The following is a 22,581-nucleotide window of genomic DNA, read 5'->3' on the forward strand; positions in this document are numbered from 1 at the left end:
TTCGGTGGGTAGTGCACTGGCTTTGCGGTCGACTCCAAAACCGAAAGGCCAATACTGTGAAGACTTTACCGAGTCTTGTGCTTGCCCCCGCAGTTGCAGCCGCGGTTACCGGCATGATTGCCGCGCCCGCTGTCGCTACTTCTACAAGCCCTGAACCACAACAAGACCCAACCAGCGACGACGCATCAAAAGCGTCGAATGAGTCATCTGAGATAGAAGTCTCCGTCGCTGACACCACGGTGTCCGTCGCTGACATTACAAATGCTGATAAGGGTGTGACGTTTAAGGGCGAAAACTTCAAGCCCAACACCACGGCCCGCGTGTTTGTTGAGGGTCCTAACGGTCAGCAGTACCCTGCGAACACAGAGCTGTCGGTAAACGACAAGGGCGAAGTTAACGGAACGTACTACTTCACCGTTGAAGAAAACGCAGAAGTGCCGCTTGGGCAGTACTCGCTTGCCTTGCGTTCCATGCAGGACGAAAAAACCACTGACCCTGCGACGTTCAATGTGACGCAGGACGGTGAAGCGCCGGCACCGGAGCCAACACCAGAGGCACCGGAAGAAACCCAGGCTCCAACACCAGAAGAAACCCAGGCTCCGAAACCGGAACCAACACCGGAAGAGACCCAGACGGCGGAACCAACTCCGGAACCAACTCCAACACCGGAAGAGTCCCAGACTCCGAAACCGGAACCAACTCCGGAAGAGACCCAAACTTCGTCTCCGGAGCAGACTCCGACCGAGGAACCAACACCGGAACCTAAGCAGACACCAACAGACAAACCGTCTGCACAACCCTCCGAAACCCCAAAGCCGGAAGAAACACCGACGCCGGAAGAAACCCAGGCTCCGACACCGAAACCAACTCCGACACCAACGGAAAACCCGACCTCGGAGCCAGAGCAGACACCAACCGAAACACCGTCTGCACAACCGACACCGGAAGAAACTCAGACTCCATCTCCGGAGCCAACCCCGGAAGAAACTCAAACCCCGTCTCAGGCACCGACTGAAGAACCAACCTCGGAGCCAACTCCGGAAGAAACACCGACACCGGAGCAGACTCCGACCGAAAAACCAACACCAGAAGCACCAGCTGCTGACGCTTCGCTGTCGATCTCGCCTTCGAAGATTTCGGCTGAGGCGTTCGGTGACAAGAACAAGGGTGTCAACGCAACCGTGACCGGCCTGAAAGCCGGATCGAAGTACACCTTCAAGTTCGAACACAGCGAAGGTAAGACATCCGCGTACGAAGTCACCAAGACCGCTGATGACAAGGGCGTTGCCACTGCAGGTGTTGCTGCTGGTGAAGGTTCAAAGGTACACCCCGGTAAGTACACCGTGACGGTGACTGGCGATGAGCTGGACAAGCCACTCACTGGTTCGTTCACGGTTCTTCCTCCCGAGGGTGACGCTCAGGACGACTCGGCAGAAGACAACGCACCTGAAGACACTCCCGCAACGCCAGACGACGGTGGTCACTCCACCGAAATCGACAACTCCCAGGGCGGTCAGGGTGACACGTCAGAAGACGAGCAGGAAAACTCAGAAGCTCCCGCTGAAGACGACTCCTCAAGCGACAACACAACTGAGAACGATGAAAGCACCGGCTCAAGTGACAGCGAAGAGTCGTCTGACGCCTCGCGCCGCCCAGCAGAAGAGCGCGCGCCACGTCACGGCGAAAACGCTACTGCACCGGAGTCGAGCAATGACCTGCCACGCACCGGTACTGAACTGACCGGTTTGGCATTGGGTGTTGGGCTGATCGTCGTAGGTGGAGCGGCAGTCGTTGTGACCCGCCGCAAGGCCTCGACGGACGGAACCTTCTAGTTCAACAGTGGCCATTTCTGAAGGGCTCCCCCAGGATCTAAGCGACCTCAACCGAATCGTTCTCATGGGGCAAAGTGAGGACGTTGATGTTGCTTCGGCACTCCTGGGGGAGCGCCCGTATGTCACCCCCGCGATAACACCGCAACCTCGGTCACCTCGGACCCGGGTCACGCGGGTCATCCGCGACGCCTGCAAAACGCACGCGTCTGCCAGCCACGAACTCGACCGCGCAATCGACGCGACGTGCACGCTGTGGGGCGTGGCACCTCGGGCCAGGGTGCGCGACGTCGACTCCCGCCTCCTCCCGCTGATCGCCGGGTTCGCACATGCGCGGGCGACGAACGCCAGCCACGTGCTCCTTACAGACCCGCTCCACGGTCTGACGTCGAGCGCTCGCACGTCCCTACGCAACCGCATTCTGGACACGTGCGAACGTTTAGACCTTGGGCTGATTATGTCGACGTCATCACTCACCGACGCTTTTGTGATTGGCGGCTGGGCAATTGTTGTGGAGAAAGAGCAGGTGGCTGATCAGGGGCCTATAGAGGCCCAACTGGCCACGCCGAGGTCGAACCTCGCAGCCGCGCACCGGCGGGTTAACGTGTTTTCTGGGTTGGCGCGCAAAGGGTGGCTTTCAATTGGGCATTCGCAGGTACGAGCCCGTACCGAGTTGGATGGGAAAGTTTTTGTGACCATCCCGGTCAACGCTGTTGCGATGTCTTTTGACGAGTTCGACCCGGTATTCACTGACGAAACAGTTTTCGAGGCGCTCGTGACTCAGGTGCGTGATGCTGGCGAGCGCGTCCAGGTGGTCCTGTCGCCTGTGGACACCGAGGTGGGTCTGGCGATGACTGCCGATCTGTGGGATTTCTCGGGTCAAGGTCAGTCGTCCGGTTCACCGGTTTTGCACCCAGCCTTGGGTGAAGATGTGAGCGAGCAAGCTACGCGGGTGCGGGCGGGGTCGCACGTGTTTGTGCAGGTTGATACGGCACGCATGGAGGCGTACCCAGTTGAGGATGCGGCGCCTACCGCTGTGAAGTGACGTTGCGCGGGGTTACTTATCCCCGTGCCACTCCGACAACTTCTAGGTGACCAGTTCCATCGACTCTTTGGCGGCTTTCGCATTGCCGTCAACGGTTCCGCCGAACATGATCTGCCATCCGTTGCCCATGGATTCAATGTCTTCCATGAACAAGTGGCCTGCGCCGGGGTAGATGACGCTTTCAAATGCGGGAGCCTGTTCTGCGAGTGCTTTGGCTGCTACTTCGCCCTGCCACATTTTGTCTTGATCACCAGCGAGAAACAGCGCGTTGCCGTCAAAGCCAGATAGGTCTATTGCCGCCTGGTCATCGGCGTGTTCGGCGGCGTTTTCGTAAGTGGGGCGGTACTCAGGTGGGTACGCAGTGGCCATGTCCCACATGAGCTTTATGCCCACTTTTGCATCGCCATTCCTAAACGAGGCGAAGGGAACCGGTTTACCGTCGTGGGTAAACGACGGCTTCTCATCTTGAGAACTAAAGTCCAGTCCGGGGTAACTGTAATGCGCCGGCGTGAAGTTAATCAGGTTGTCCACCGGATACCCATGAGCGGCCAGGTTCGCGGTGAACTCTGCCCCCTTAGAAGTTCCAATCGCCGTGATGGGGGTGGGGTTCTCTATTGACTTTTCTGCGTACTCGACGACTTCATTGAATTGCTCAAGCGGAACCTGGGCAAGCGACGGTTTCTGGTTGTCTTGCCCAAAAAAGTAGAGCGCTAAGACTTCAAAACCCTTTTCGCTCAAAGCCTTCGCTTGTTCATATGAAGGCGACCCTTCCGAACCTCCATAGACCACCACGGTGCCTTCATGCGAGCGTTTTTCTGGAGAAAAGTGGAAGCCGTTGAGGTACTCCCCCTCAATAGGTCGAACACGGTCATTCGTGGGATAAGCGCCCTTGTCCTGCAGGCCAGCACTCGCCTGGGTCACCGGGTACTTGTTCTTGTTGTACATGCGGAACCCAAAAACTGTGCCACCGCACACCACGAGGGTGAGCGCCACTCCACCGGCAATACGTCCTGTCCACTTCAGAAACTTCACGCTCTCATTCTAAGTTCTCGTATGTGAACGCATTTGTTTTGTAAGCTCTATCTGATGGACCCAAGCTCTACCCAAGGGGGTGAACATGAAGCGGAAGTGGCCAATCGCCCTCATCTCCACGGGACTCATCGTGTGCCTGCTCACCCTGGTCTCAGTGCCCGTCCTCAACTTCACTGTTCACACACCCGGAAGAGCCGTACTCACATATTTCAAGGCCCTTGAAAACCACGACACCCACCGAGCCTTATCCATGCTCGATATACCGGGCAACACAAACCTCAACGGTGTCACTGACGACATTCTTTCCGGCGCCGCGAGCGTACCCAGACAAGCGAAAGTGCTGGACTCAACCCGGGTGAACGACGACGCGTACGACGTAAAAGTCTCGTACATCCAAGGCTCAGACACCCGTGAAACTACCTTCCGCGTGAAGCGTGACGCGCGTACTTTTGGCACAGTCCAAAAGTGGTACATCAAGTTAGACCAGTGGCCCGTCATTACGATCGACACTGGTGGCGCGCCCACTGCGCAACTCAACGGCGTTTCCGTGCCCGCAGGAGAAACTCCTGTTCTTTTCCCCGTCACCTACACGGTCGGCTTCAACAGCACATACCTGCGTTCAGACCTCCAAACAGTCGATGTGACGGAACCCGATACCACCTCGGCCGTTCACTTAACGGGCAAACCCACCCCGGAGCTCACCAAAAAGGTCTCTGAAATCCTCAAAAAGCAGATTGACCAGTGCGTCAAGGAGAAAACCCTCATGCCCGCCGGTTGTGGCTTTGGGAAAGAAACCACCAACCAGATTCTGGGTGACGTTAAGTGGTCGGTGAAGTCCTACCCAAACGTCACGCTTGAAAACGGCGCGTCAGGCATTGAAATGGCACCTGCCAATGTGGAACTCACTGTGAGCGGAAAACAACGCGACGCTGTCACCGCGTTTGAATCCACTTTTACGGACACGGTCACTGCTCGCATGCGCGCTCAGGTCCGCATCGAAGGTAACAACGTCACGGTTGTGCAGGAGGAAGCGGAGTAGCGGGTCCACTTACGCCCCGCGCAGGTCCAGTGCCAAATCGTTTGGCCCGTCCGCAACCACTGCAACCGGAATACCCCAGTCCTGTTGGTACAGGTGGCACGCGGCGTGGAGTGGAATCTCACCGCCCGGTTCGCCGTCGCAGGCCGCCGCGCGGGCGGTGACGTGCAGAACACCGGAGGTCACCTCGGGGTTGAGAGTGACTGTGCGTTGGGTGCCTTCCTTGCCGCCTGCCCCGTCGACAATGAGGTTCTCAGGAGTCGAGGACACTTGCAGGAACGTGGGGTCACCCCAGCGGTCGTCAAGCTTCTGACCTGCAGGAACAGTGAATGCCACGGTGATGTCCAGGGGTCCAGGCCCGATTTCCGTGACCGGCCTCTTGGTCTGCTGAGCACCTTCGTTCACTTCCAGAGCTTCTTCTGGAATGGCTACGGCCGTGAGCTGGTGAGCCGCGGATTCTGCGACCAGCAAGTAGCCCGAGGTGGTGTCGTCTCCCTGCATCAGCAGGATGTCCGAAGGTTCCTTCAGTCCGCGCGCCAGGGTGGACACGGTGTTGGTTTGGGGGTCAAACCGGCGGATGGCGCCGTTGTAGGTGTCGGCGATGGCGACCGTGCCGTCTGGAAGTTCGAGCGCTCCCAGTGGGTGCTGCAGGCGCGCGGATTCGGCTGGCCCGTCTTGGAATCCAAAGTCGAACAGGCCCACGCCCACGTATGACGTGACGGCACCGGTCGATGGGTCGAGTTTGCGCAGTGCCGAGGTTTCGGAGTCGGCCACCCACACGTTACCGTCGCTGGCAAGCCGCACGCCAGACGGTTGGGCGAACCATTCGTCTAAGTCAAACGGGGTTGCCGCCGCCGAGGTGTCCCGCAGGCCTTCGTTGAGAGACCCGGAGATGTGCGCGACGGTTCCGGCTACCGGGTCGAAGGTCCACATGGTGTGGTTACCTGCCATGGCGATGACCACGTTGGACGTCTTGGGCGCGTACACCACGTCCCACGGGCTGGAGAGTTTCACGGACGTGGCTGGACCGTCGTAGCGTCCGGAAAATCCGGGCTGATCAGGAACGTTGTCGCTGGCTCCCACCATGTACTGTTCGCCGGTTCCGGCCACGGTGGTCACGGTTTGGGTTTCCAGGTTGATTCCGCGCAGCGTGTGGTTGACCGTGTCGGCTGCGACTAAGTGGTAGCCAACCTGTTGTGCGATTTCAGGTGGCAGCTGGGCCACTCCGCCGGGTTCTGAGAACTGGGCGGTGGCAAAGTCGCCGTCAACGTTTCCGCGTTCCCCGGAGCCGATCCGACCAAGCAGGTTCGCGCCTTCGCTGTCGTAGAGCACGTAGCTGTGGTGGCCGGAGTCGGCCACGATTAACCGGCCGTCGTCTAGGCGCACCACCTTGCCGGGGTAAAACAGGTCCCCTTCCCGAGGTGCGGGCGGCACATAGGGGGCGTCACCTCGGCGCAGAGTGCCTTTGGCTTCGTGTTCCGCGGCGACTTCTTCGATGAGGCTGATAAGGCCCGAGGTGTGCCCCTCTCCTGACATGGACGCGACGATGTAGCCTTCCGGGTCGATGACGACCAGGGTGGGCCAGGCGCGTGCGGTGTAGGCTTTCCAGGTTTCGAGGTTGGGGTCGTCTAACACGATGTGTTCGACTTGGTAGCGTTCGACTGCCCGGTCGACGGCTTCGATTTCGCGTTCAAACTCAAACTTGGGTGAGTGGACACCAATCGTGACCAGGACGTCCGCGTACTTTTCTTCGAGTGGTCGCAGTTCGTCGAGCACGTGCAGGCAGTTGATGCAGCAGAACGTCCAAAAGTCGAGGAGGACGATCTTCCCGCGCAGATCTTCCAGGTTCAGATTCTTTCCGCCGGTGTTGATCCAGCGTCGGCCAACGAGTTCGGGGGCACGCAGTTTTACGCGGTTCGCATTGCTCATGCTCTCATTGTTCCAAACTCTGGGCTGAGCATGCGTTCGAGTGTCACACACGGACACGGAAGGGCGATCTCTAGGGGTTCGTGCTCTGGCACGTGTGCGGCGCGGGCCGTAGTCTACTGACATGGTCTCGATTGCAGATTATCGCGAAAAACTTTTCGACTTCCTCCTGCTCCTGAGTAGTTGGGAGTACCGCGATCTCACTCAGGTGGCCGCCCACCCCATGCCCTTGCGGGCAGCCCAGCACGTTGAGTCCACTGAGCAGGTTCCTCGGTTCGACAACTCCCAAATGGACGGGTTTGTTGTGCACCCCAGCGATCCCGAGGTGGTAGCTGGTAAGCCCGTTCCGCTCCTTCCCATGGCGGCCGCCGGGCACAATCCCGAACCGCTCACACCTGGCTTCGCGATGCCCATTATGACGGGGGCGAAGATTCCCGAATGGGATGGCCCTGCGTACGACGATGACGAATTCGAGTACGACCTGTGTGTGGTTCCGGTGGAAGAAACCGTGTCTGGGTTTGATGACCTTTCACATGTGACGTTTACGCCCCAGGCCACGTTTGAGCCCGGCAGGTTTGTTCGGCACCGGGGTAGCGACATCGACTATGAGGAAAAACTTTGTGCTGTTGGTGATCACCTCACACCAGCGCTGCTCGGTTCGCTCGCATCCGTGGGGCTCACACAGATTGCCGTGTTTAAACCATTGCGAGTCCTGGTTGTGTCCACGGGTGATGAAGTGTGCCAACCGGGTCAGCACCCAGGGGCGGCGCAGATCTACGATTCCAACACCTCGGCGGCGGTGGCAGCACTTTCAGCAGCGGGGGCCCACGTTGTAGGCACCCTGCACGCCCCCGACCACCCAGATTTGTTGCTGGACGCGGTGCGCTCATGGCAGGCAGATGACGATCGGCGCGCCGATGTGGTCGTGTCGATGGGTGGCATTTCCATGGGGGCCCGCGAAGTCATTCGATTGGCCTCTGAGCTGGAGGTGCAGCGGGGGGTCGAAAACTGGTACGGGGGCGCGCAGTCTCCCAGACTCCCCAACAGTGGCATGGAGTTCTGCCGTCTTCCCATGCAGCCGGGTGGCCCACAGGCAGTGGGCCAGTTGGCAGGGGTTCCGTGGGTTGCGTTGCCTGGAAATCCGGTATCCACTCTGGTGAGCATTGAAGTGTTGTTGCGCACTTCGATGTTTGGAGCACATCCCCGAAACCGCATGAACGTCACGGTGCGCACGCCTGACGGTGAGCCGGTGAGCAGTCCGGCGGGGAAGACCCAGATGCGATTCGCGCGCGCTGATGCTGATGGAAGCGCGCAGTTGGAGTGCAGCAACAGTTCCCACTTATTGCACATGCAGGCCGATGCGACCCTGCTGGTGATGATCCCGGAAGATGTCTCGGTCATCGAAGACGGCGACATGTTTGAGGCGCTCGCGCTCTGAGTTGCTGTAGGCGAGGGGTTGCGCGCACTGGAACCTGCTAGCGTGTGCCTCATGACAGGCAGTTCGGAGCACAGCGCACCTCAGTTGTCTCACGTGGACGAATCGGGGGCCGCACGCATGGTGGATGTGGGTGGCAAACCCGTGACAGCCCGGCGGGCTGTGGCAAGCGGAACGGTGATCACCACACCAGAAGTCATGGACCTGATCGCTTCAGGAAACCTGCCTAAAGGAGAAGCCCTGCCAATCGCTCGCGTTGCTGGAATCATGGGGGCAAAACGAACTTGGGAGCTCATTCCCCTGTGCCACCCGCTGGACCTTTCTGGCATCGATGTGACGTTTAGCCTTGAGCGCGACCGTGTACACATTCAGGCCGAGGTGAAGACTTCAGGCAAAACGGGCGTCGAAATGGAGGCACTGACCGCTGTTTCGCTCACCGCTCTGACCATCTACGACATGATCAAGGCCGTTGACAAGCACGCGGTGCTCACTGACATCAAGGTTGACGCGAAGTCCGGCGGCAAGTCAGGCGACTGGACCCGCGAACCCGGAAACCACCTCGGGGACGGCGCCGTTAACCACCTCGGGGACGGCCACCCATTTCCACCCAAGGATTCACATGACTGACGCTCCTATGTACCGCGTGTCCGAAGCCGCCCGCTACCTCGACGTGAGTACCGACACGGTACGGCGCTGGATTGCAGCCGGCACGCTCACCCACCACACTGATTCCGCGGGGCGCACGGTGGTGGACGGGGTGGAGCTGGCTCGCCACGCCCGCAAAATCACGGTCCTGCCCGAAGACCCGCGTCACATGTCCACGAGCGTGTCGAACCGGTTCTACGGCATTGTCACCGACGTCAAGCGTGGTGATGTCATGTCGATGGTGGAGATCCAAGCCGGCCCGCACCGCATCTTTTCCTTGGTGGGCACCGATGAGATCGAGCGCATGGGCCTCATTCCGGGAAGTGCTGTGATCGCCAGCGCCCTGGCGCAAGCGATCGCTCTGGAGCGCATTTAAGAATTACTGAATACCCGGGCGCGTCCTACCATGAGGGTATGAAGGTGATGAAGACTCTAGCTACGGTTGTGGCGCTCACACTGGCGTGTTCGGCGCTTACTTCATGCGGTGAATCGGAAGCAGATTCCACGTTGACCGTTTTCGCTGCTGCTTCATTGAAGAAGTCGTTCGAAGAAATCGGTAAGCAGTTTGAGGAAGAAACCGGCACCGCTGTGTCCTTCAACTTTGCTGGTTCGTCCGGTTTGGTTGAGCAGATGAAGTCTGGTGCGCCGGCCCATGCTTTCGCCTCCGCTGATGAGCCGACCATGAAAACCGCGATTGAAGCCGGGCTGGTTCAGGAGCCTCAGATTTTCGCTACGAACACGCTCACCATCGCCGTGCCTGAAGGTAACCCGGCCAACATCACTGACCTGGAGTCACTGGCAAAGCCAGGCGTCAAGGTTGCCGTGTGCGCCCCTGCCGTGCCGTGTGGAAACGCCACCAAACAGGTTCTTGACCTGGCTGGTGTGTCTCTGACCCCGGCGACGGAAGAGCCCAAGGTGACGGCCGTGCTCACAAAGGTGGAATCTGGTCAGGTGGATGCGGGGCTCGTGTATGTGACGGATGCCAGCGCATCAGACAAGGTTGAGTCGGTGGATTTCCCGCAGGCCGCCGAGGTCGTTAACCGCTACCCCATCGCAGTCACCTCCAAGGGTGAAAAGGACGAGGGCGCTGAAAAGTTCGTTGAGTTTGTTCTGGCTGAGCGTGCTCAGCAGGTGCTTCAGTCGAACGGTTTTGGGACACCGTGAGTGGGTCTGGGCCGGGTGCTGAGTCTGGGGCTGGTGCTAAGTCCCGCTCTTCCGTGAAACCGCCTGCGGGAACGCCGTTCCCTTCCTGGATGTGGGTGCCGGCCGTTGTGGCGGCAGGCTTTGTGGCTTTCCCCATTGTGGGTTTGGTGCTTCGGGCTGACTGGCCGGAGTTTTTCTCGCTGGTCACCGCCCCTTCTGCTCTGCAGGCATTGCGTCTGTCGCTCATTACAGCCACGTGCGCCACAGTGTTTTCGGTACTGTTAGGCATTCCCTTGGCGCTGCTCACGGTCCGTGAATTTCCGGGTGTGCGGTTGTTACGCACGGTGGTGCTTTTGCCTTTGGTTCTTCCGCCGGTTGTGGGAGGTATTGCGCTTCTTGCAACTTTTGGGCGCGCGGGGCTCATTGGTTCTTCTTTGGAAGCCGCTGGTGTTTCGATCGCGTTCACCACGGTGGCTGTGGTTGTGGCTCAGACGTTTGTGGCGATGCCTTTTGTGGTGCTCACGGTCGAAGGCGCGCTCACCTCCCTGGACCCTGGGTTCGCCAAGGTTGCAACCACGTTGGGCGCTGGCCCTACCCGCACGCTGTTTCGCATTGTTTTGCCTCTGATCCGGCCCGCGCTCATTTCAGGTGCGGTGCTAGCGTTTGCGCGCGCTCTGGGTGAGTTTGGGGCGACCGTGACATTTGCGGGTTCGCTCCAGGGGGTGACGCGCACGTTACCGCTCGAGGTGTATTTGCTGTCTGACTCTGGAGACACGGCAGGGGCTATTGCGGTGTCCGTGGTTCTCATGGTGGTGGCGTTCGTGGTGGTGGCCACGATGTATCGCAAAACGTCCCGAGGTGGCCGCCAGTGACCTTGCATGTTGCGTTTTCGTTGCCCCAGCGAGGTGTGAACATTGACGTTGAGCTCCCGCTTACGGGTGTCACTGCGGTGATTGGCCCTAATGGGGCGGGTAAATCCACCACGTTCGATGTCATCGCCGGTCTGCTACCGGTGCGGGGTGCCACCGTGCGGGTGGGGCAGCGAGACTTCAATTCGCCTGCTGTTCCTGCGCATAAACGCAGGATCGGCTATGTCATGCAAGACCCACGTCTGTTTCCGCATATGAGTGTGGAAGCCAATGTTGCTTTTGGTCTGGCACGCGGTGAGAAGGGGCGCGCGGTTGAGGAACTCAAGCGTTTTCACGTTGAGCATCTGCGGGATCGGATGCCGAATACGCTGTCTGGCGGGCAAGCTGCCCGAGTTGCTTTGGCTCGTGCGCTGGCCCCGCAGCCGGAACTGCTGTTGCTGGATGAACCGTTTGTGGCTTTGGATGCGCCTGCGCGCGCCGAACTGCGCGCACACCTGCACACGCTCAGCACTCCTGTTCTTCTCATCACTCACGACCGAGCAGATATTGAGATCGCCGATCACGTTGTGGTTCTTGAGGATGGGCACGTTGTGCAAGTAGGTACCAGAGCCGAGGTCGCAGCCCAGCCACGCGGTCTCGCCACCGAACTCGTAGGCTAGGTGTCTTCCTCACACGAAACGGCGCAAAACGAGCGAAACTACGCAATATAACGCGCCGTATCGCTCGTTTTACGCCGTTTGGACCTGCACTAATCGCCAGTTTCACATTCACACACAACGGTTAGCCACGGGTTTCGTCTTCGCCCCGGTGGCTTAATTCCGGGTTTCGTCTTCACACGGGTTGGCTTAATTCCCGGTTTCGTTTTCGCGCGTAGCGGTTTGCACAACCGGAAGTCCGGCTCCCATCCAACCGTACATGCCGCCGATCACGTTGGTGAGGCGAATGTGCTGGACCTCGGGTTGGGAGTGGAACATCTGGATCGCGTACTGCGAGCGCACACCTGCCTGGCACATGACATAGACGTGTGGCTCCGGGGTGCCTTCAACCTCTAATGCGAGTGCGCGCGCCGAGCCTTCCGGGTTATCCATGATCGTCGACAAAGGCAACAGGCGTGCACCTGACGCGTGCCCCGAATCGAACTCGTATTCTTCACGCACATCCAGAACAAAGGCGCCGTTAGGAATCTGTGCGGGGGCCACCTCGGCGGGCTCGAAGCGGTCAGGCTCCTCGCCCACTGAGTGGGTTTCAGACTCAGGCGTTGAATGGGGCTCGGACTGTGACGCCCCACCCGAGCCCACTAACGACACGTACTCCCACATGCCGGTGAGCATGTCATACACTCCAACCTGCCCCACCAAAGGTTGGCCTAGGCCGGTGATGAGCTTCAGCGCTTCAGCTGCTTGGGCCACCCCCAACTGGCCCGGAACAACCCCCAGAACCCCGGCCTCGGCGCACGTGGGAACATCGGTGGGAGCAACCGGGTACAGGTCACGGTACGTGGGCCCGTAGGGCATGAACACCGACATTTGCCCGCCAGTTGTCAGCACGGCCGCCCACACGTGCGGAATCCCTACGTCCCGGCACGCTTCCGAAACGACGTAGCGGGTCTCAAAGTTATCGGCTCCGTCAAGGACCACGTCATAATCACGCACAAGTTGGCGGGCGTTGTCCGCGGTGAGTCGTTCACGGTGCCTCACCACGTGGACGTCCGGGTTCAGGGCCGTTAAGTGCGCAGCCGCGGATTCGACCTTGGGCTCCCCCACCGAATCAGTCATGTGGAGCGGCTGGCGATGCAGATTCGACGTTTCAACAACGTCGTCGTCAACGAGCCCAAGCGTGCCCACACCCGCGCTGGCCAGATAAATCGCCGCCGGAGAGCCCAAACCACCAGCACCAACGACCAGCACGCGGGCCCGCGCTATCGCCTGCTGCCCAGCCACGCCCACAACGTTGAGCTGCCGCATGTAGCGCCCGCTCACACGAGCCTGGCCTCCGTGATCGCCCGGGCTTCCCAGGTTTCCCACGCCCTCCGGGTCTCTCATGCCGTCCGTCACTGCAAGCCCACCCAGTCGTGTCCGCCGGAGTCGTAGTGCTGCTGCTTCCAGATAGGCACCCGTGCTTTGACCTGGTTGACCACGTCTTCGCAGCAGTCGAACGCGGCCTTCCGGTGAGCGGCTGCAACCGCAACTACGATCGCCACGTCGCCCACCTGCAACGATCCCACCCGGTGTTCACACAGAACCCGAGTCCCCGGGTGCGCTTGGGCAACCTCACCCACCACCTGCGCGAGTACTTTCTCCGCATCCGGATGGCACGTGTAGTCCAGGCCTACGACGCCACCTCGGCCAGAGTCGTGGTTACGGATGACGCCACTGAACTCCACGATCGCCCCGCATTCCGCGGTGATGACTTTGCTAACCGCGTCTGTGATGCACGGGTCGTGCGTGATTCGGGTTGCCACCACCGCCGAGGTGGTCGCCGGCTGGTCTGTTACCCCCGAACTGGCCTCCGGCTGGGCGGCCACGCCCCCAGGAGGCGCGGCGACCGCGGACTTTTCACCACCTCGGTCGTGGGTGCGAATGTTGGCGATCTGGTCACACGCGTGCGACAACAGGGGCGCAAGCGTGACCATGGCGTCGCGAACAGCCGACCGCGAACCCGGAAGGTTGATCACCAGCGTCGACCCTGCGACCCCAGCAATTCCTCGGCTCAAAGCAGCATGAGGAGTGTGTTCCAGGCCCTGCGCAATCAATGCCTGTTCGATTCCAGGAATCCGACGCTCAACAAAACGCGCGGTCATTTCAGGTGTCACATCGTCCGGGGTCAGCCCCGTGCCACCTGTCGTGATCACCACCGCAGGTGCGTCGCGCAGGATCTGCTCAAGCGCATCGGCGACCGCATGCCCGTCACTCACACGCACCGGTTCAGGGGTGGCAAACCCCAACCCGCGTAACCATTCGGCGAGTTCGGGACCCGTGGTATCAGTCGCGTCACCGCGAGCAACTGAGCTCGACACCACCAGAACAAACGCAGCGTCATTTTTCCTCATGCACTTAACACTACCTGCGCTCGCGGATACCCTAGTGAGATGAACGTGTCACTGGGAATGCCGTCGATCCGCACAGAAAGTGTCGCAGACCGTGCCGCGCACACCCAGAACACTTTGGATCGGCGCGCGCACGATGCTCCCACCTCGGGCCCGCTAGCCGACACATTCGGTCGCACGGGCACTGACCTGCGGGTTTCGCTCACTGATCTGTGCAATCTGCGGTGCACGTATTGCATGCCCGCGGCCGGGATGACGTTCCTGCCTAAGGACGCTGTTCTCACCGCCGCCGAGGTGGTTCGTCTTGTCCGTGTCGCAGTGGACGTTCTGGGGGTGTGTGAGCTCCGGCTCACCGGCGGAGAGCCGCTGTTGCGTCAAGACCTGGCGCACATCATTGCGAGTATTCGCGACAACCACCCGGACCTGCCGATCGCCATGACTACCAACGCGATTGGTCTTGATAAACACCTGCCTGCACTTCACAAAGCCGGCTTGAACCGCATTAACGTTTCGCTGGACACTGTGGACCCTGCGACGTTCGCTCAACTGTCCCGGCGCACTAAGTTTTCCGAAGTCATGGATGGGCTTAACGAGGCCTTGCGTCTGCGTGACCAGACCGCCGGAGATAGCGCTCCGTTCGGGGTGAAAATCAACAGCGTGCTCATGCGCGGAGTCAACGACCACCAGGCAGTAGACCTCGCCCAGTTTGGAATCGACCACGGAGTCACGGTGCGGTTCATTGAACAGATGCCGCTCGACGCCGACCACGGCTGGACCCGCCAAAACATGGTCACCGCCCACGACATCGCCACCCAGCTACAACAGCGGTGGGAGCTGCGACCTCGGACCGGGCGCGGGAGCGCACCTGCGGAGCTCTTTGACCTGGTGGACGTCCGAGGTGTTGTAGGGCAGGTGGGGATCATCGCGTCAGTCACGCGCCCGTTCTGCTCAGCCTGCACGCGCACGCGGATCACCGCGGAAGGCAAGATCCGGTCGTGCCTGTTTTCCCACGAGGAGTTCGACCTGGCCGCGCTGTTGCGTTCCGGGGCCAGTGATGACCAGATTGCGCAAGCGTGGCGGCAAGCCATGTGGCTCAAACCCAAAGCGCACGGAATGGGTCAGGCTGGGCTAGATTCGGATGCATATGAGCAACCCAACAGGTCGATGAGCGCGATTGGAGGATGACATGAGTGCGAGTGCCCAGAATCAGGTGTCTGTTCGCTACTTCGCCGCCGCCCGGGCCGCAACCGGTGTTGAGCAGGAAGACGTTGCGTTGGACGGCCAACTGAGTAGCGGGGCAACCCGTGAACAGTTCATTGAACTGCTCATCAGTCTTCACCCCGAGGTGCCTGCCGGGGAACCGCCGTTGGCACGGGTGCTGTCCCAGTGTTCGTTCCTGGTTGACGGTGTCGCGTTGACCGACGGCAAGGTTGTGCCTGGGAACCGCGTCGATGTCTTGCCCCCGTTTGCGGGCGGGTGAGCGCACTGAGCCCCCGCGATTGTCTCCTGTCCCGTCTCGGCCCCTCGCCCGAGGTTCGCACCTGGAGACTGCTACCCCACCCGTACTCGTGAAGGAGAACTCATGGAACTTATGCGCGTAGGCCCACGTGGCCAGGAAATCCCCGTGGCTAGGCTGGACGGCCGCCACTACGATGTGCGAGCCCTCACCGGCGACTTCAATGCTGAGTTCTGGACACGCGGGGCTAACACCCTGACCGCGGCTCAGGTCACAGAATGTCAAGAGATCAGCATTGACGGTCAGCGAATCGGCGCCCCGGTGGCTCAGCCGGGCGCGATCATCTGTATTGGCACCAACTACGCCGCCCACGCCGCAGAAGCCGGACTCCCCACCCCAACTCACCCCGTGGTTTTCCTCAAAACCCCCAACACGGTAGCCGGTCCGTACGATGAGCTGGAACCACCTCGGCGATTTTCCCAACTGGACTGGGAAGTTGAACTTGCCCTGATCATTGGGCGGGCGGCCCACAACCTCGACTCGCCCGAACAGGCCCGGGACCACATTGCTGCGTACACGGTTGCCAATGACCTGTCCGAACGGATCTTCCAAACCCAGGAATCCGGCGGGCAGTGGTCCAAGGGAAAGTGCTTCCCCGGTGCCCTACCTCTGGGGCCGGTCGCGGTGAGCGCTGACGCATTCGACCCCACGAACGCCCGTCTGACCAGCCACGTGAACGGGGAGCCTCGGCAGGATTCTTCCACGGCTGACATGGTTTTCGACGTGTTCCAGCTGGTGTATGACCTGTCCCAGTACATGCGGCTAGAACCTGGAGACGTGATCGCGACAGGAACCCCGCAGGGCGTCGCCATGTCCGGCCAGTTCCCGTACCTGGAAAGCGGCGATGTCGTCGAGGTCGCGATCGAAGGACTAGGTACACAACGCACACAGATTGGCATAATGGCCCCATGAGCTACGACGACATCACAATTGACTCCCTCATTGAAAAGGGAAGCTTCAAATGGACTGCCTACCCCGGCACAATCGGCGCCTGGACGGCAGAAATGGACTTTGGGGTCGCGCCGGCGATCCGCGCCACACTTGAGCAGTTGGACGCCCGCGACCTGTACGGGTACTCCACCCCTGCGCTCATGAGCGACATGGCCCAGGCGACCGCCCAGTTCTACAGCGACACCTACGGTTGGGACGTCAACCCCGAATGGGTCTCACCCGTGTCAGACGTGCTCACCGGCATGCAAGCGGTGCTGAGCTTCTACACCGAACCGGGCGCCAAACTGGTGCTGCCCACCCCCGCCTACATGCCTTTCCTGTCCATGCCTAAGCTGCACGGGCGCGAGATTGTCGAAGTTCCCATGCTGCGGAATGAAGCGGGGGCTGGAAGCGCCGCAGGGGCTGGTTCAGGGTCGGTGGAGCCTGCCTGGTCCATGGACTTCGAGGCGATCGACCGCGCGCTGTCCACTGCCGGTGCCGACGGTGGCCCAGGTGGTCTGCTGGTGCTGTGCAACCCGCACAACCCGATTGGTCGCGTGTACACCCGTGGTGAGCTGGAAGAACTGTCCCGCATCGTTGAAAAGCACGGGGCCCGGGTGTTCTCCGATGAAATCCACGCACCACTGACCTTCACCCGTCACGCCCACGTGCCCTACGCGTCCATCAACGAAGCGGCCGCGAACCACACCGTTACGGTCACCTCGCACTCCAAGAGCTTCAACACCCCCGGGCTCAAATGCGCGCAAATCATCTTCTCCAACGATGCCGATGTCGCCACATGGAGCACGCATGGCATGTTCACTGGGAAATCGGCTGCCAACCCCGGACTGCTGGCAGCCGTGGCCGCCTACCGTGACTCGCGAGACTGGCTGGCGGACACCTCGGCGTATTTAGAACGCAACCGGGACGCACTCCCCGGCCTTTTGGAGCGCCACCTGCCACAGGCCGTGTACCAACCGCCAGAGGGCACGTACCTCGCCTGGATTGACTTGAGCGCGTACGACCTGGGCGATGACCTGACCTCGTTTTTTGTGGACCGGGCGCGCGTGTCCATCATTGACGGGGCGCTGTGCGGAGAAGCCGGCCGAGGTTTCATCCGGCTGAACATGGGCACCCCGCTTCCGATCCTGGAAAAGATTGTGGAGCGCTTGGGTGCGGCTGTCGCTGGCACTCCCGTTGCGCCGGTTGGGGAGGGGTCCGCGTGAGTGAGACCTTGAGTGCCCACGAAGCGGAGCAGATTAGGAGCAAACTAGACGACGTGGCTGAACGTGTGCGCGCGGCGAGTGAAGCGTCCGAACACGTTGACCGCGTGCAGGTCCTGCTGGCTACGAAAACGCAGCCGGCCAGCAAGATTCGGGTGGCGTTGGAGCACGGGTTCACGTTGATTGGTGAGAACCGGGTGCAGGAACTCAATGAGAAGTTCGACGACTTGGCTGGTATTCCGCACGAAACTCACCTCATTGGCCCGTTGCAGCGCAACAAGGTCAATCACACGCTGGGTCAAGCGACGTGCATTCAGTCGATCGATTCGATGAAGCTCGCCACCAAGATTCACAACCGCTTGGAGCTTTTGGACCAGACGGTTGAGGCGTTTGTGCAGGTCAACACCAGTCGCGAGGACACCAAATCAGGCGTAGCGCCAGAAGAACTGGGCGAGTTGCTCAAGGAGATTGCACCGTTAGAGCGGATTCGGGTGCGCGGGCTCATGACGATTGGGCTCCCAGGGTCTACCGAGGCCGAGGTGCGCCCGTCGTATGCGGACCTGCGGAACCTCCGCGACACGCACCTGGAGTCCGGTCTGCTGCCAGAACACGCGACCGAACTGTCCATGGGGATGAGCAACGACTTTGAGCTTGCGATTGCAGAAGGCGCCACCATGGTGCGCATTGGCTCAAGTGTGTTTGGTGCGCGGGCCTAAGTAGGTGCGAAACGGCGCGAAGTGAGCGGTACGGCGCGTTACATTGCGCCGTATCGTTCACTTCGCGCCGTTTGGTGGAGTCACGTACGCGGTTTAGTCCTGCGGCAGGCCTTTCGCGTTTTCGTCAACCAGCCCGATGATCGCGGAGCAGTCGAGGTCACCGTTCCCGTCGTCGATGAGCTGTTGCAGGCGGCTGTAGACCAGTTCGGCTGCTGACAGGGTCACACCCTGAGTCTTCGCGCCATCGAGTGCCAGGCCCACGTCCTTGTGCATGAGCATGGTGGAGAACCCGGCCTCAAAGTTGTTGTTAGCAGCTGCTGTGTCGACCACGCCCGGCACTGGGTACCATGTGCGCAACGGCCAGGAATCACCCGACGAAACCTTTGCGATGTTGTAGAAAACTTCAGGTTCGAGACCAAAACGTTCCGCCAAAACGGCACCTTCGACAACACCCTGCAGGCTGATCGCCAACAGCATGTTGTTCACAATCTTGGCTGCCTGACCTGCACCTTCGCCACCTGCGTGGAAGATGTTTCCTGCCATTGGCTCAATGAACGTCTTTGCGTTTTCAACATCGGTGTCGTCCCCGCCGAGCATGAAGGTCAACGTTCCAGCTGCCGCGCCAGAGACACCGCCGGAAACCGGACCATCAACGAACTTGAAGCCACGGTCACGTGCTTCTTTGTGAAGTTCTGTTGCGGTGTCGAAGTCGATCGTGGACGAGTCGACGAGCAACGTCGAAGTGGACGCACTTTCAAAAACGCCCCCCTCACCTAAGTACACAGTCTTAGCGTGCTCACCCTTAGGCAACATCGAGAAAACGATGTCGGCACCTTCAACGGCTTCCGCGATCGAGCTCTTAGCTACAACACCGTGGCCCGCAGCGGCTTCGACTGCCGCCGGAACAACGTCGAACCCGTTAACCGTGTGACCTGCAGCGATCAAGTTCTTTGTCATTGGGCTGCCCATACGACCGAGCCCGATCCAACCAATTACTGCCATGTTTGCCTCCTTGCAGGGACTTCTTTCCTTGACGACTACCTTATGCTGTACGTCACACTCTGAGGCTCATCAGGTCTGCGAAACTTGCGCACTACGTGTGTGCGCAAGTGCACGAACCACTTCGACAACTACCTGCCTGCGCGCCGATTCATTCCGCACAACCGCCCAATACTCCATGGGCGCTGAAAACTCAGGGACCACCCGCACTAATCCCTCCGATGCGAAGTCAGGGAGCAAACCCACGCCGATTCCAGCGCGCGTAGCGGCAACGTGCAAGCGCACCGAATTTGACCGGAAAAATCCGGCTGGCCGGGGAAATCCCGCAGGTGCACCCTCGAGCCCCTCAACCCCCAAAGAGTGTTCTGGATAAAAAATGAACCGGTGCTGGCTCAGCTCTTCGATCGTTTCAGGCACTCCCCGGTCACGCGCATAATCCGGAGACACGTACAGGCAGAGCGAATAGCTGCCCATCCTCTGTAGCTGCGAATGAGGTGCTGACGGTTGACCCACCACGATCTCAACATCGACACCCGACCTGTACTTGCTGGCACGTTGCGTGGCGGTCACTAGATCGATCTGTACATCCGGATACGTCTTCTGCAGAGCTATGATCCGTTCAAAGCCCCCATAATCCACAAAGCCTTCCGGGGCAGCAATTCGGACGACACCGCTCACCCCTGAAATTCCACGCACCTTACCGGCCTCTTCGAGGGCAGCTTCAACGGCCTCGGCGGCGGAAATCAACTGCTCCCCCGCCTGGGTGACCTCCCAGCCGTCCGGCGAACTTGCCAACACCGGCTCACCCACCGACTTTTCCAACGCTGCAATGCGCCTGGACACGGTGGTGTGATTCACGCCCAGCACCTGAGCGGCCGCCGTGTACTTACCCAAACGGGCCACAGTCAACAGGGTGAGAAGGTCATCCGGAGCAATCCGACTGCGAGCGCTGATCATGCACAAAGTTTATCGGCAGGGCCTGGGGAATGTGACCTAGTAAAAGGCTTCCGCGTGTATGCCAACTGCGCGTGTATGACCGCGACGGGACGAACCGCGGGCTACGGGACTGCCAACGTTATTGGGCCGCCCAACCCCCGTCGATCGAATGTGCCGCACCGTTGATCACACCGGCTGCATCAGAACACAGGAACAGGGCCAGACGAGCGACTTCTTCTTCAGTTGCCAAACGCTTGACCGCGGAATGGCCCAAGAACACCCGGTCTAGGACTTCGTCTTCAGAAATGTTCTGCGTGCGAGCCTGGTCAGTGACCTGCTGTTCAACCAGTGGCGTCATGACGTAGCCGGGGTTGATCGCATTGCATGTCACGCCCTTGGGCCCGCCCTCAAGGGCAGTGGTTTTGGTCAGGCCCATGAGGCCGTGCTTGGCAGCAACATAGGCGCTTTTGAACGCAGAAGCGCGTAAACCGTGGACCGACGACACGTTGACGATCCGACCCCACCCGCGCTCATACATGCCGGGGAGGACCGCTTTTGTGAGCACGAATGGCGATTCGAGCATGAGCCGGTGGATCAAGCGCCAGTCTTCTAGCGGGAACTCCTCGATCGCGTGGATACGCTGGATGCCGGCGTTGTTGATAAGGATGTCGGTGTCGATCGGTGTGCTGTCCAGGGCGTCCGTGTCGCTGAGATCCACTTCCCACGCTTCGCCACCCACCGCGGTCGCTACTTCACGGGCAGCCTCACCGTTGAGGTCGGCCACCGTCACGTTGGCGCCCGCTGACGCGAGCGCGTGCGCCATGGCTTTGCCCAAGCCCGAGGCGCCTCCCGTGATGAGAGCGGATTTCCCCCTTAGGTCAGCAATAGGTTGGTTTTCAGTCATCCGATACGCACCTCCCGGTTCTCCCTGTCAGCGGCGTCAATTTCAGCAAAGTCCACACCTCGAGTTTCACGAGTAAACACCAACGCCACCATGGAAATTGCACAAGCGATTAGCAGGTAGACCGCGATCGGTACAGACGATTCGAACTCGCGCAACAAGAACGTTGCAATGATCGGGGCGAAGGACCCTGCCACGATTGACGTCACCTGGTATCCCGTGGACACACCGGAGTTGCGCATGCGCGTGGGGAACATTTCAGCCATGATCGCCGGCTGGCCCGCGTACATCAGAGCGTGGAACAGCAGACCAATCACCAAAGCGATGAAGATATTGAGTGGCTGCGCCGTGTCATACAACGGGAACGCGAAGAATCCCCAGGTCGCCGTCAACACGATTCCAATAAAGTAGGGAGGTTTGCGACCAAAGAGGTCAGCGAGCTTTCCGACGAATGGCACACAAACTGCGTGGATCGCGTGCGCACCCAGGAGCAAGCCCAAAATTTCGTGCGACTTAATGCCCACTTGAGTGCTCAAGTACGTGATCGAGAAGGTCACCACCAAGTAGTAGTGGATGTTCTCCACCAAACGCAGACCCATAGCGCAGAAGACTCCACGGGGGTAGCGCTTAAACACTTCGAAGAACCCGTGAGACTTGTCTTCGTGGTGAATTTCCTTCTGGGCTTCTTGGAAAATCGGGGCGTCCGACACTCGGGTGCGAATGTACCAACCGATCAGCACGATGACCGCTGACAGCCAGAATCCGATCCGCCAACCCCAAGAGATGAATTGTTCTTCAGGCAAAACTGCCGTGAGTACAAACAGAACAGCCGTTGCCAGCAGGTTGCCTAAGGGCACTCCCGACTGGGGCCACGAAGCCCAAAATCCGCGACTCTCTTTAGGCGAGTGTTCGGCGACAAGGAGAACAGCTCCACCCCATTCGCCACCCACAGCGAAACCTTGAACGAAACGCAAAAGGACCAAAAGGATCGGAGCAATCGCGCCGATCGCTGCGTAAGTTGGCAAGCACCCCATCAGGAAGGTCGAAACACCCACCAAGATGATCGACAGCTGAAGTAGCTTTTTGCGTCCGTGCTTATCGCCAAAGTGGCCAAACACGATGCCACCAATAGGGCGAGCAATGAAGCCCACTGCGTATGTGGCAAACGCGAGAAGAATTGGCGTAAGCGGGTCATTGGCCGGTGGGAAGAGGATCTTGTTAAACACCAAGGTTGCAGCTGAGGCGTACAAGAAGAATTCGTACCATTCGACGACGGTACCGGCCATAGATGCCGCAACGACACGCGAAAGGGTACTGGTGTCGGCGGTCTTTTGAGTTGGCGTGCTCATGAGAA

22 protein-coding genes are annotated in these 22,581 nt (G+C 59.9%); 14 read left to right on the forward strand and 8 right to left on the reverse strand.

Features of this window, described 5'->3' with window-relative positions:
• The first annotated feature begins 56 nt into the window (after positions 1-56).
• Together QP868_RS03905 and QP868_RS03910 are read left to right on the forward strand one after the other, a co-directional pair.
• Positions 57-1,832 carry an LPXTG cell wall anchor domain-containing protein gene (locus QP868_RS03905; RefSeq protein WP_284925319.1) on the forward strand — a complete coding sequence of 592 codons (1,776 nt, stop codon included), beginning with the start codon at positions 57-59 and terminating at the stop codon, positions 1,830-1,832.
• A 7-nt stretch (positions 1,833-1,839) separates the two neighbouring features.
• Entirely contained in the window at positions 1,840-2,874 is a 1,035-nt protein-coding gene (locus QP868_RS03910; protein WP_284925320.1) for a hypothetical protein, read from the forward strand.
• A 42-nt stretch (positions 2,875-2,916) separates the two neighbouring features.
• Here the strand turns inward: QP868_RS03910 and QP868_RS03915 are convergent, their stop codons facing one another.
• Positions 2,917-3,906 (reverse strand): acyl-CoA thioester hydrolase/BAAT C-terminal domain-containing protein, encoded by a 990-nt coding sequence (locus QP868_RS03915; RefSeq protein WP_284925321.1) that lies wholly within the window; start codon positions 3,904-3,906, stop codon positions 2,917-2,919.
• 85 nt (positions 3,907-3,991) lie between these two features.
• On the opposite strand from QP868_RS03915, the gene QP868_RS03920 reads away from it, so the two are divergent.
• Positions 3,992-4,945, forward strand: a complete 954-nt coding sequence (locus tag QP868_RS03920; RefSeq protein ID WP_284925322.1) for a hypothetical protein — start codon at positions 3,992-3,994, stop codon at positions 4,943-4,945.
• Between the two features lie 9 nt (positions 4,946-4,954).
• On the opposite strand, the gene QP868_RS03925 is transcribed toward QP868_RS03920, so the two are convergent.
• On the reverse strand, positions 4,955-6,871 hold the full coding sequence (locus QP868_RS03925) for an NHL domain-containing thioredoxin family protein (RefSeq protein WP_284925323.1): 1,917 nt from the start codon (positions 6,869-6,871) through the stop codon (positions 4,955-4,957).
• Positions 6,872-6,992: 121 nt separating this feature from the next.
• Between QP868_RS03925 and QP868_RS03930 the strand changes: the two genes are divergently transcribed.
• From QP868_RS03930 to QP868_RS03955, 6 genes are read left to right on the forward strand one after another with little or no spacing between them, the layout of a single operon-like run.
• A complete protein-coding gene (locus QP868_RS03930; RefSeq protein WP_284925324.1) occupies positions 6,993-8,306 on the forward strand; it encodes a molybdopterin molybdotransferase MoeA in 1,314 nt (437 codons plus the stop codon).
• Between the two features lie 51 nt (positions 8,307-8,357).
• Positions 8,358-8,930: a cyclic pyranopterin monophosphate synthase MoaC gene (moaC, locus tag QP868_RS03935; RefSeq protein WP_284925325.1), complete on the forward strand. Its 573-nt coding sequence runs from the start codon at positions 8,358-8,360 to the stop codon at positions 8,928-8,930.
• Positions 8,923-9,324 carry a TOBE domain-containing protein gene (locus QP868_RS03940; RefSeq protein WP_284925326.1) on the forward strand — a complete coding sequence of 134 codons (402 nt, stop codon included), beginning with the start codon at positions 8,923-8,925 and terminating at the stop codon, positions 9,322-9,324. Before moaC ends, QP868_RS03940 begins: the two co-directional genes overlap by 8 nt.
• Positions 9,325-9,362: 38 nt before the next feature.
• Positions 9,363-10,112 (forward strand): molybdate ABC transporter substrate-binding protein, encoded by a 750-nt coding sequence (modA, locus tag QP868_RS03945; RefSeq protein WP_284925327.1) that lies wholly within the window; start codon positions 9,363-9,365, stop codon positions 10,110-10,112.
• Entirely contained in the window at positions 10,109-10,963 is an 855-nt protein-coding gene (locus tag QP868_RS03950; protein WP_350309963.1) for an ABC transporter permease, read from the forward strand. Before modA ends, QP868_RS03950 begins: the two co-directional genes overlap by 4 nt.
• Complete coding sequence (locus QP868_RS03955; RefSeq protein WP_284925328.1) at positions 10,960-11,619, forward strand: ATP-binding cassette domain-containing protein; 660 nt, start codon at positions 10,960-10,962, stop codon at positions 11,617-11,619. Before QP868_RS03950 ends, QP868_RS03955 begins: the two co-directional genes overlap by 4 nt.
• Before the next feature lie 186 nt (positions 11,620-11,805).
• On the opposite strand, the gene QP868_RS03960 is transcribed toward QP868_RS03955, so the two are convergent.
• Entirely contained in the window at positions 11,806-13,002 is a 1,197-nt protein-coding gene (locus QP868_RS03960) for a ThiF family adenylyltransferase (RefSeq protein ID WP_284925329.1), read from the reverse strand.
• 8 nt (positions 13,003-13,010) lie between these two features.
• Positions 13,011-14,009 (reverse strand): molybdenum cofactor biosynthesis protein MoaE, encoded by a 999-nt coding sequence (locus QP868_RS03965; protein ID WP_284925330.1) that lies wholly within the window; start codon positions 14,007-14,009, stop codon positions 13,011-13,013.
• A 39-nt stretch (positions 14,010-14,048) separates the two neighbouring features.
• On the opposite strand from QP868_RS03965, the gene moaA reads away from it, so the two are divergent.
• The 5 genes from moaA to QP868_RS03990 all read left to right on the forward strand — a co-directional run bounded on the left by moaA (position 14,049) and on the right by QP868_RS03990 (position 18,391).
• A complete protein-coding gene (moaA, locus tag QP868_RS03970) occupies positions 14,049-15,191 on the forward strand; it encodes a GTP 3',8-cyclase MoaA (RefSeq protein WP_284925331.1) in 1,143 nt (380 codons plus the stop codon).
• 1 nt (position 15,192) lies between these two features.
• Positions 15,193-15,486 carry a MoaD/ThiS family protein gene (locus QP868_RS03975; RefSeq protein ID WP_473964624.1) on the forward strand — a complete coding sequence of 98 codons (294 nt, stop codon included), beginning with the start codon at positions 15,193-15,195 and terminating at the stop codon, positions 15,484-15,486.
• 102 nt (positions 15,487-15,588) lie between these two features.
• Complete coding sequence (locus QP868_RS03980) at positions 15,589-16,434, forward strand: fumarylacetoacetate hydrolase family protein (RefSeq protein ID WP_284925332.1); 846 nt, start codon at positions 15,589-15,591, stop codon at positions 16,432-16,434.
• The gene (locus tag QP868_RS03985) at positions 16,431-17,678 is read left to right on the forward strand and encodes a MalY/PatB family protein (RefSeq protein ID WP_284925333.1); all 1,248 of its coding nucleotides are present in this window, start codon (positions 16,431-16,433) and stop codon (positions 17,676-17,678) included. The genes QP868_RS03980 and QP868_RS03985 overlap by 4 nt, the downstream gene beginning before the upstream one ends.
• Positions 17,675-18,391 (forward strand): YggS family pyridoxal phosphate-dependent enzyme, encoded by a 717-nt coding sequence (locus QP868_RS03990; protein ID WP_284925334.1) that lies wholly within the window; start codon positions 17,675-17,677, stop codon positions 18,389-18,391. Before QP868_RS03985 ends, QP868_RS03990 begins: the two co-directional genes overlap by 4 nt.
• A 93-nt stretch (positions 18,392-18,484) precedes the next feature.
• Here the strand turns inward: QP868_RS03990 and mmsB are convergent, their stop codons facing one another.
• The 4 genes from mmsB to QP868_RS04010 form a co-directional block, all read right to left on the reverse strand.
• Positions 18,485-19,393: a 3-hydroxyisobutyrate dehydrogenase gene (gene mmsB / locus QP868_RS03995; protein ID WP_284925335.1), complete on the reverse strand. Its 909-nt coding sequence runs from the start codon at positions 19,391-19,393 to the stop codon at positions 18,485-18,487.
• 69 nt (positions 19,394-19,462) lie between these two features.
• Positions 19,463-20,347 carry a LysR family transcriptional regulator gene (locus tag QP868_RS04000; RefSeq protein ID WP_284925336.1) on the reverse strand — a complete coding sequence of 295 codons (885 nt, stop codon included), beginning with the start codon at positions 20,345-20,347 and terminating at the stop codon, positions 19,463-19,465.
• Positions 20,348-20,465: 118 nt separating this feature from the next.
• On the reverse strand, positions 20,466-21,230 hold the full coding sequence (locus tag QP868_RS04005) for a 3-hydroxybutyrate dehydrogenase (RefSeq protein WP_284925337.1): 765 nt from the start codon (positions 21,228-21,230) through the stop codon (positions 20,466-20,468).
• Entirely contained in the window at positions 21,227-22,576 is a 1,350-nt protein-coding gene (locus QP868_RS04010; RefSeq protein ID WP_284925338.1) for an MFS transporter, read from the reverse strand. The genes QP868_RS04005 and QP868_RS04010 overlap by 4 nt, the downstream gene beginning before the upstream one ends.
• Between the last annotated feature and the right edge of the window lie 5 nt (positions 22,577-22,581).

Source organism: Brevibacterium sp. UMB1308A (assembly GCF_030230605.1).
GTDB lineage: Bacteria > Actinomycetota > Actinomycetes > Actinomycetales > Brevibacteriaceae > Brevibacterium.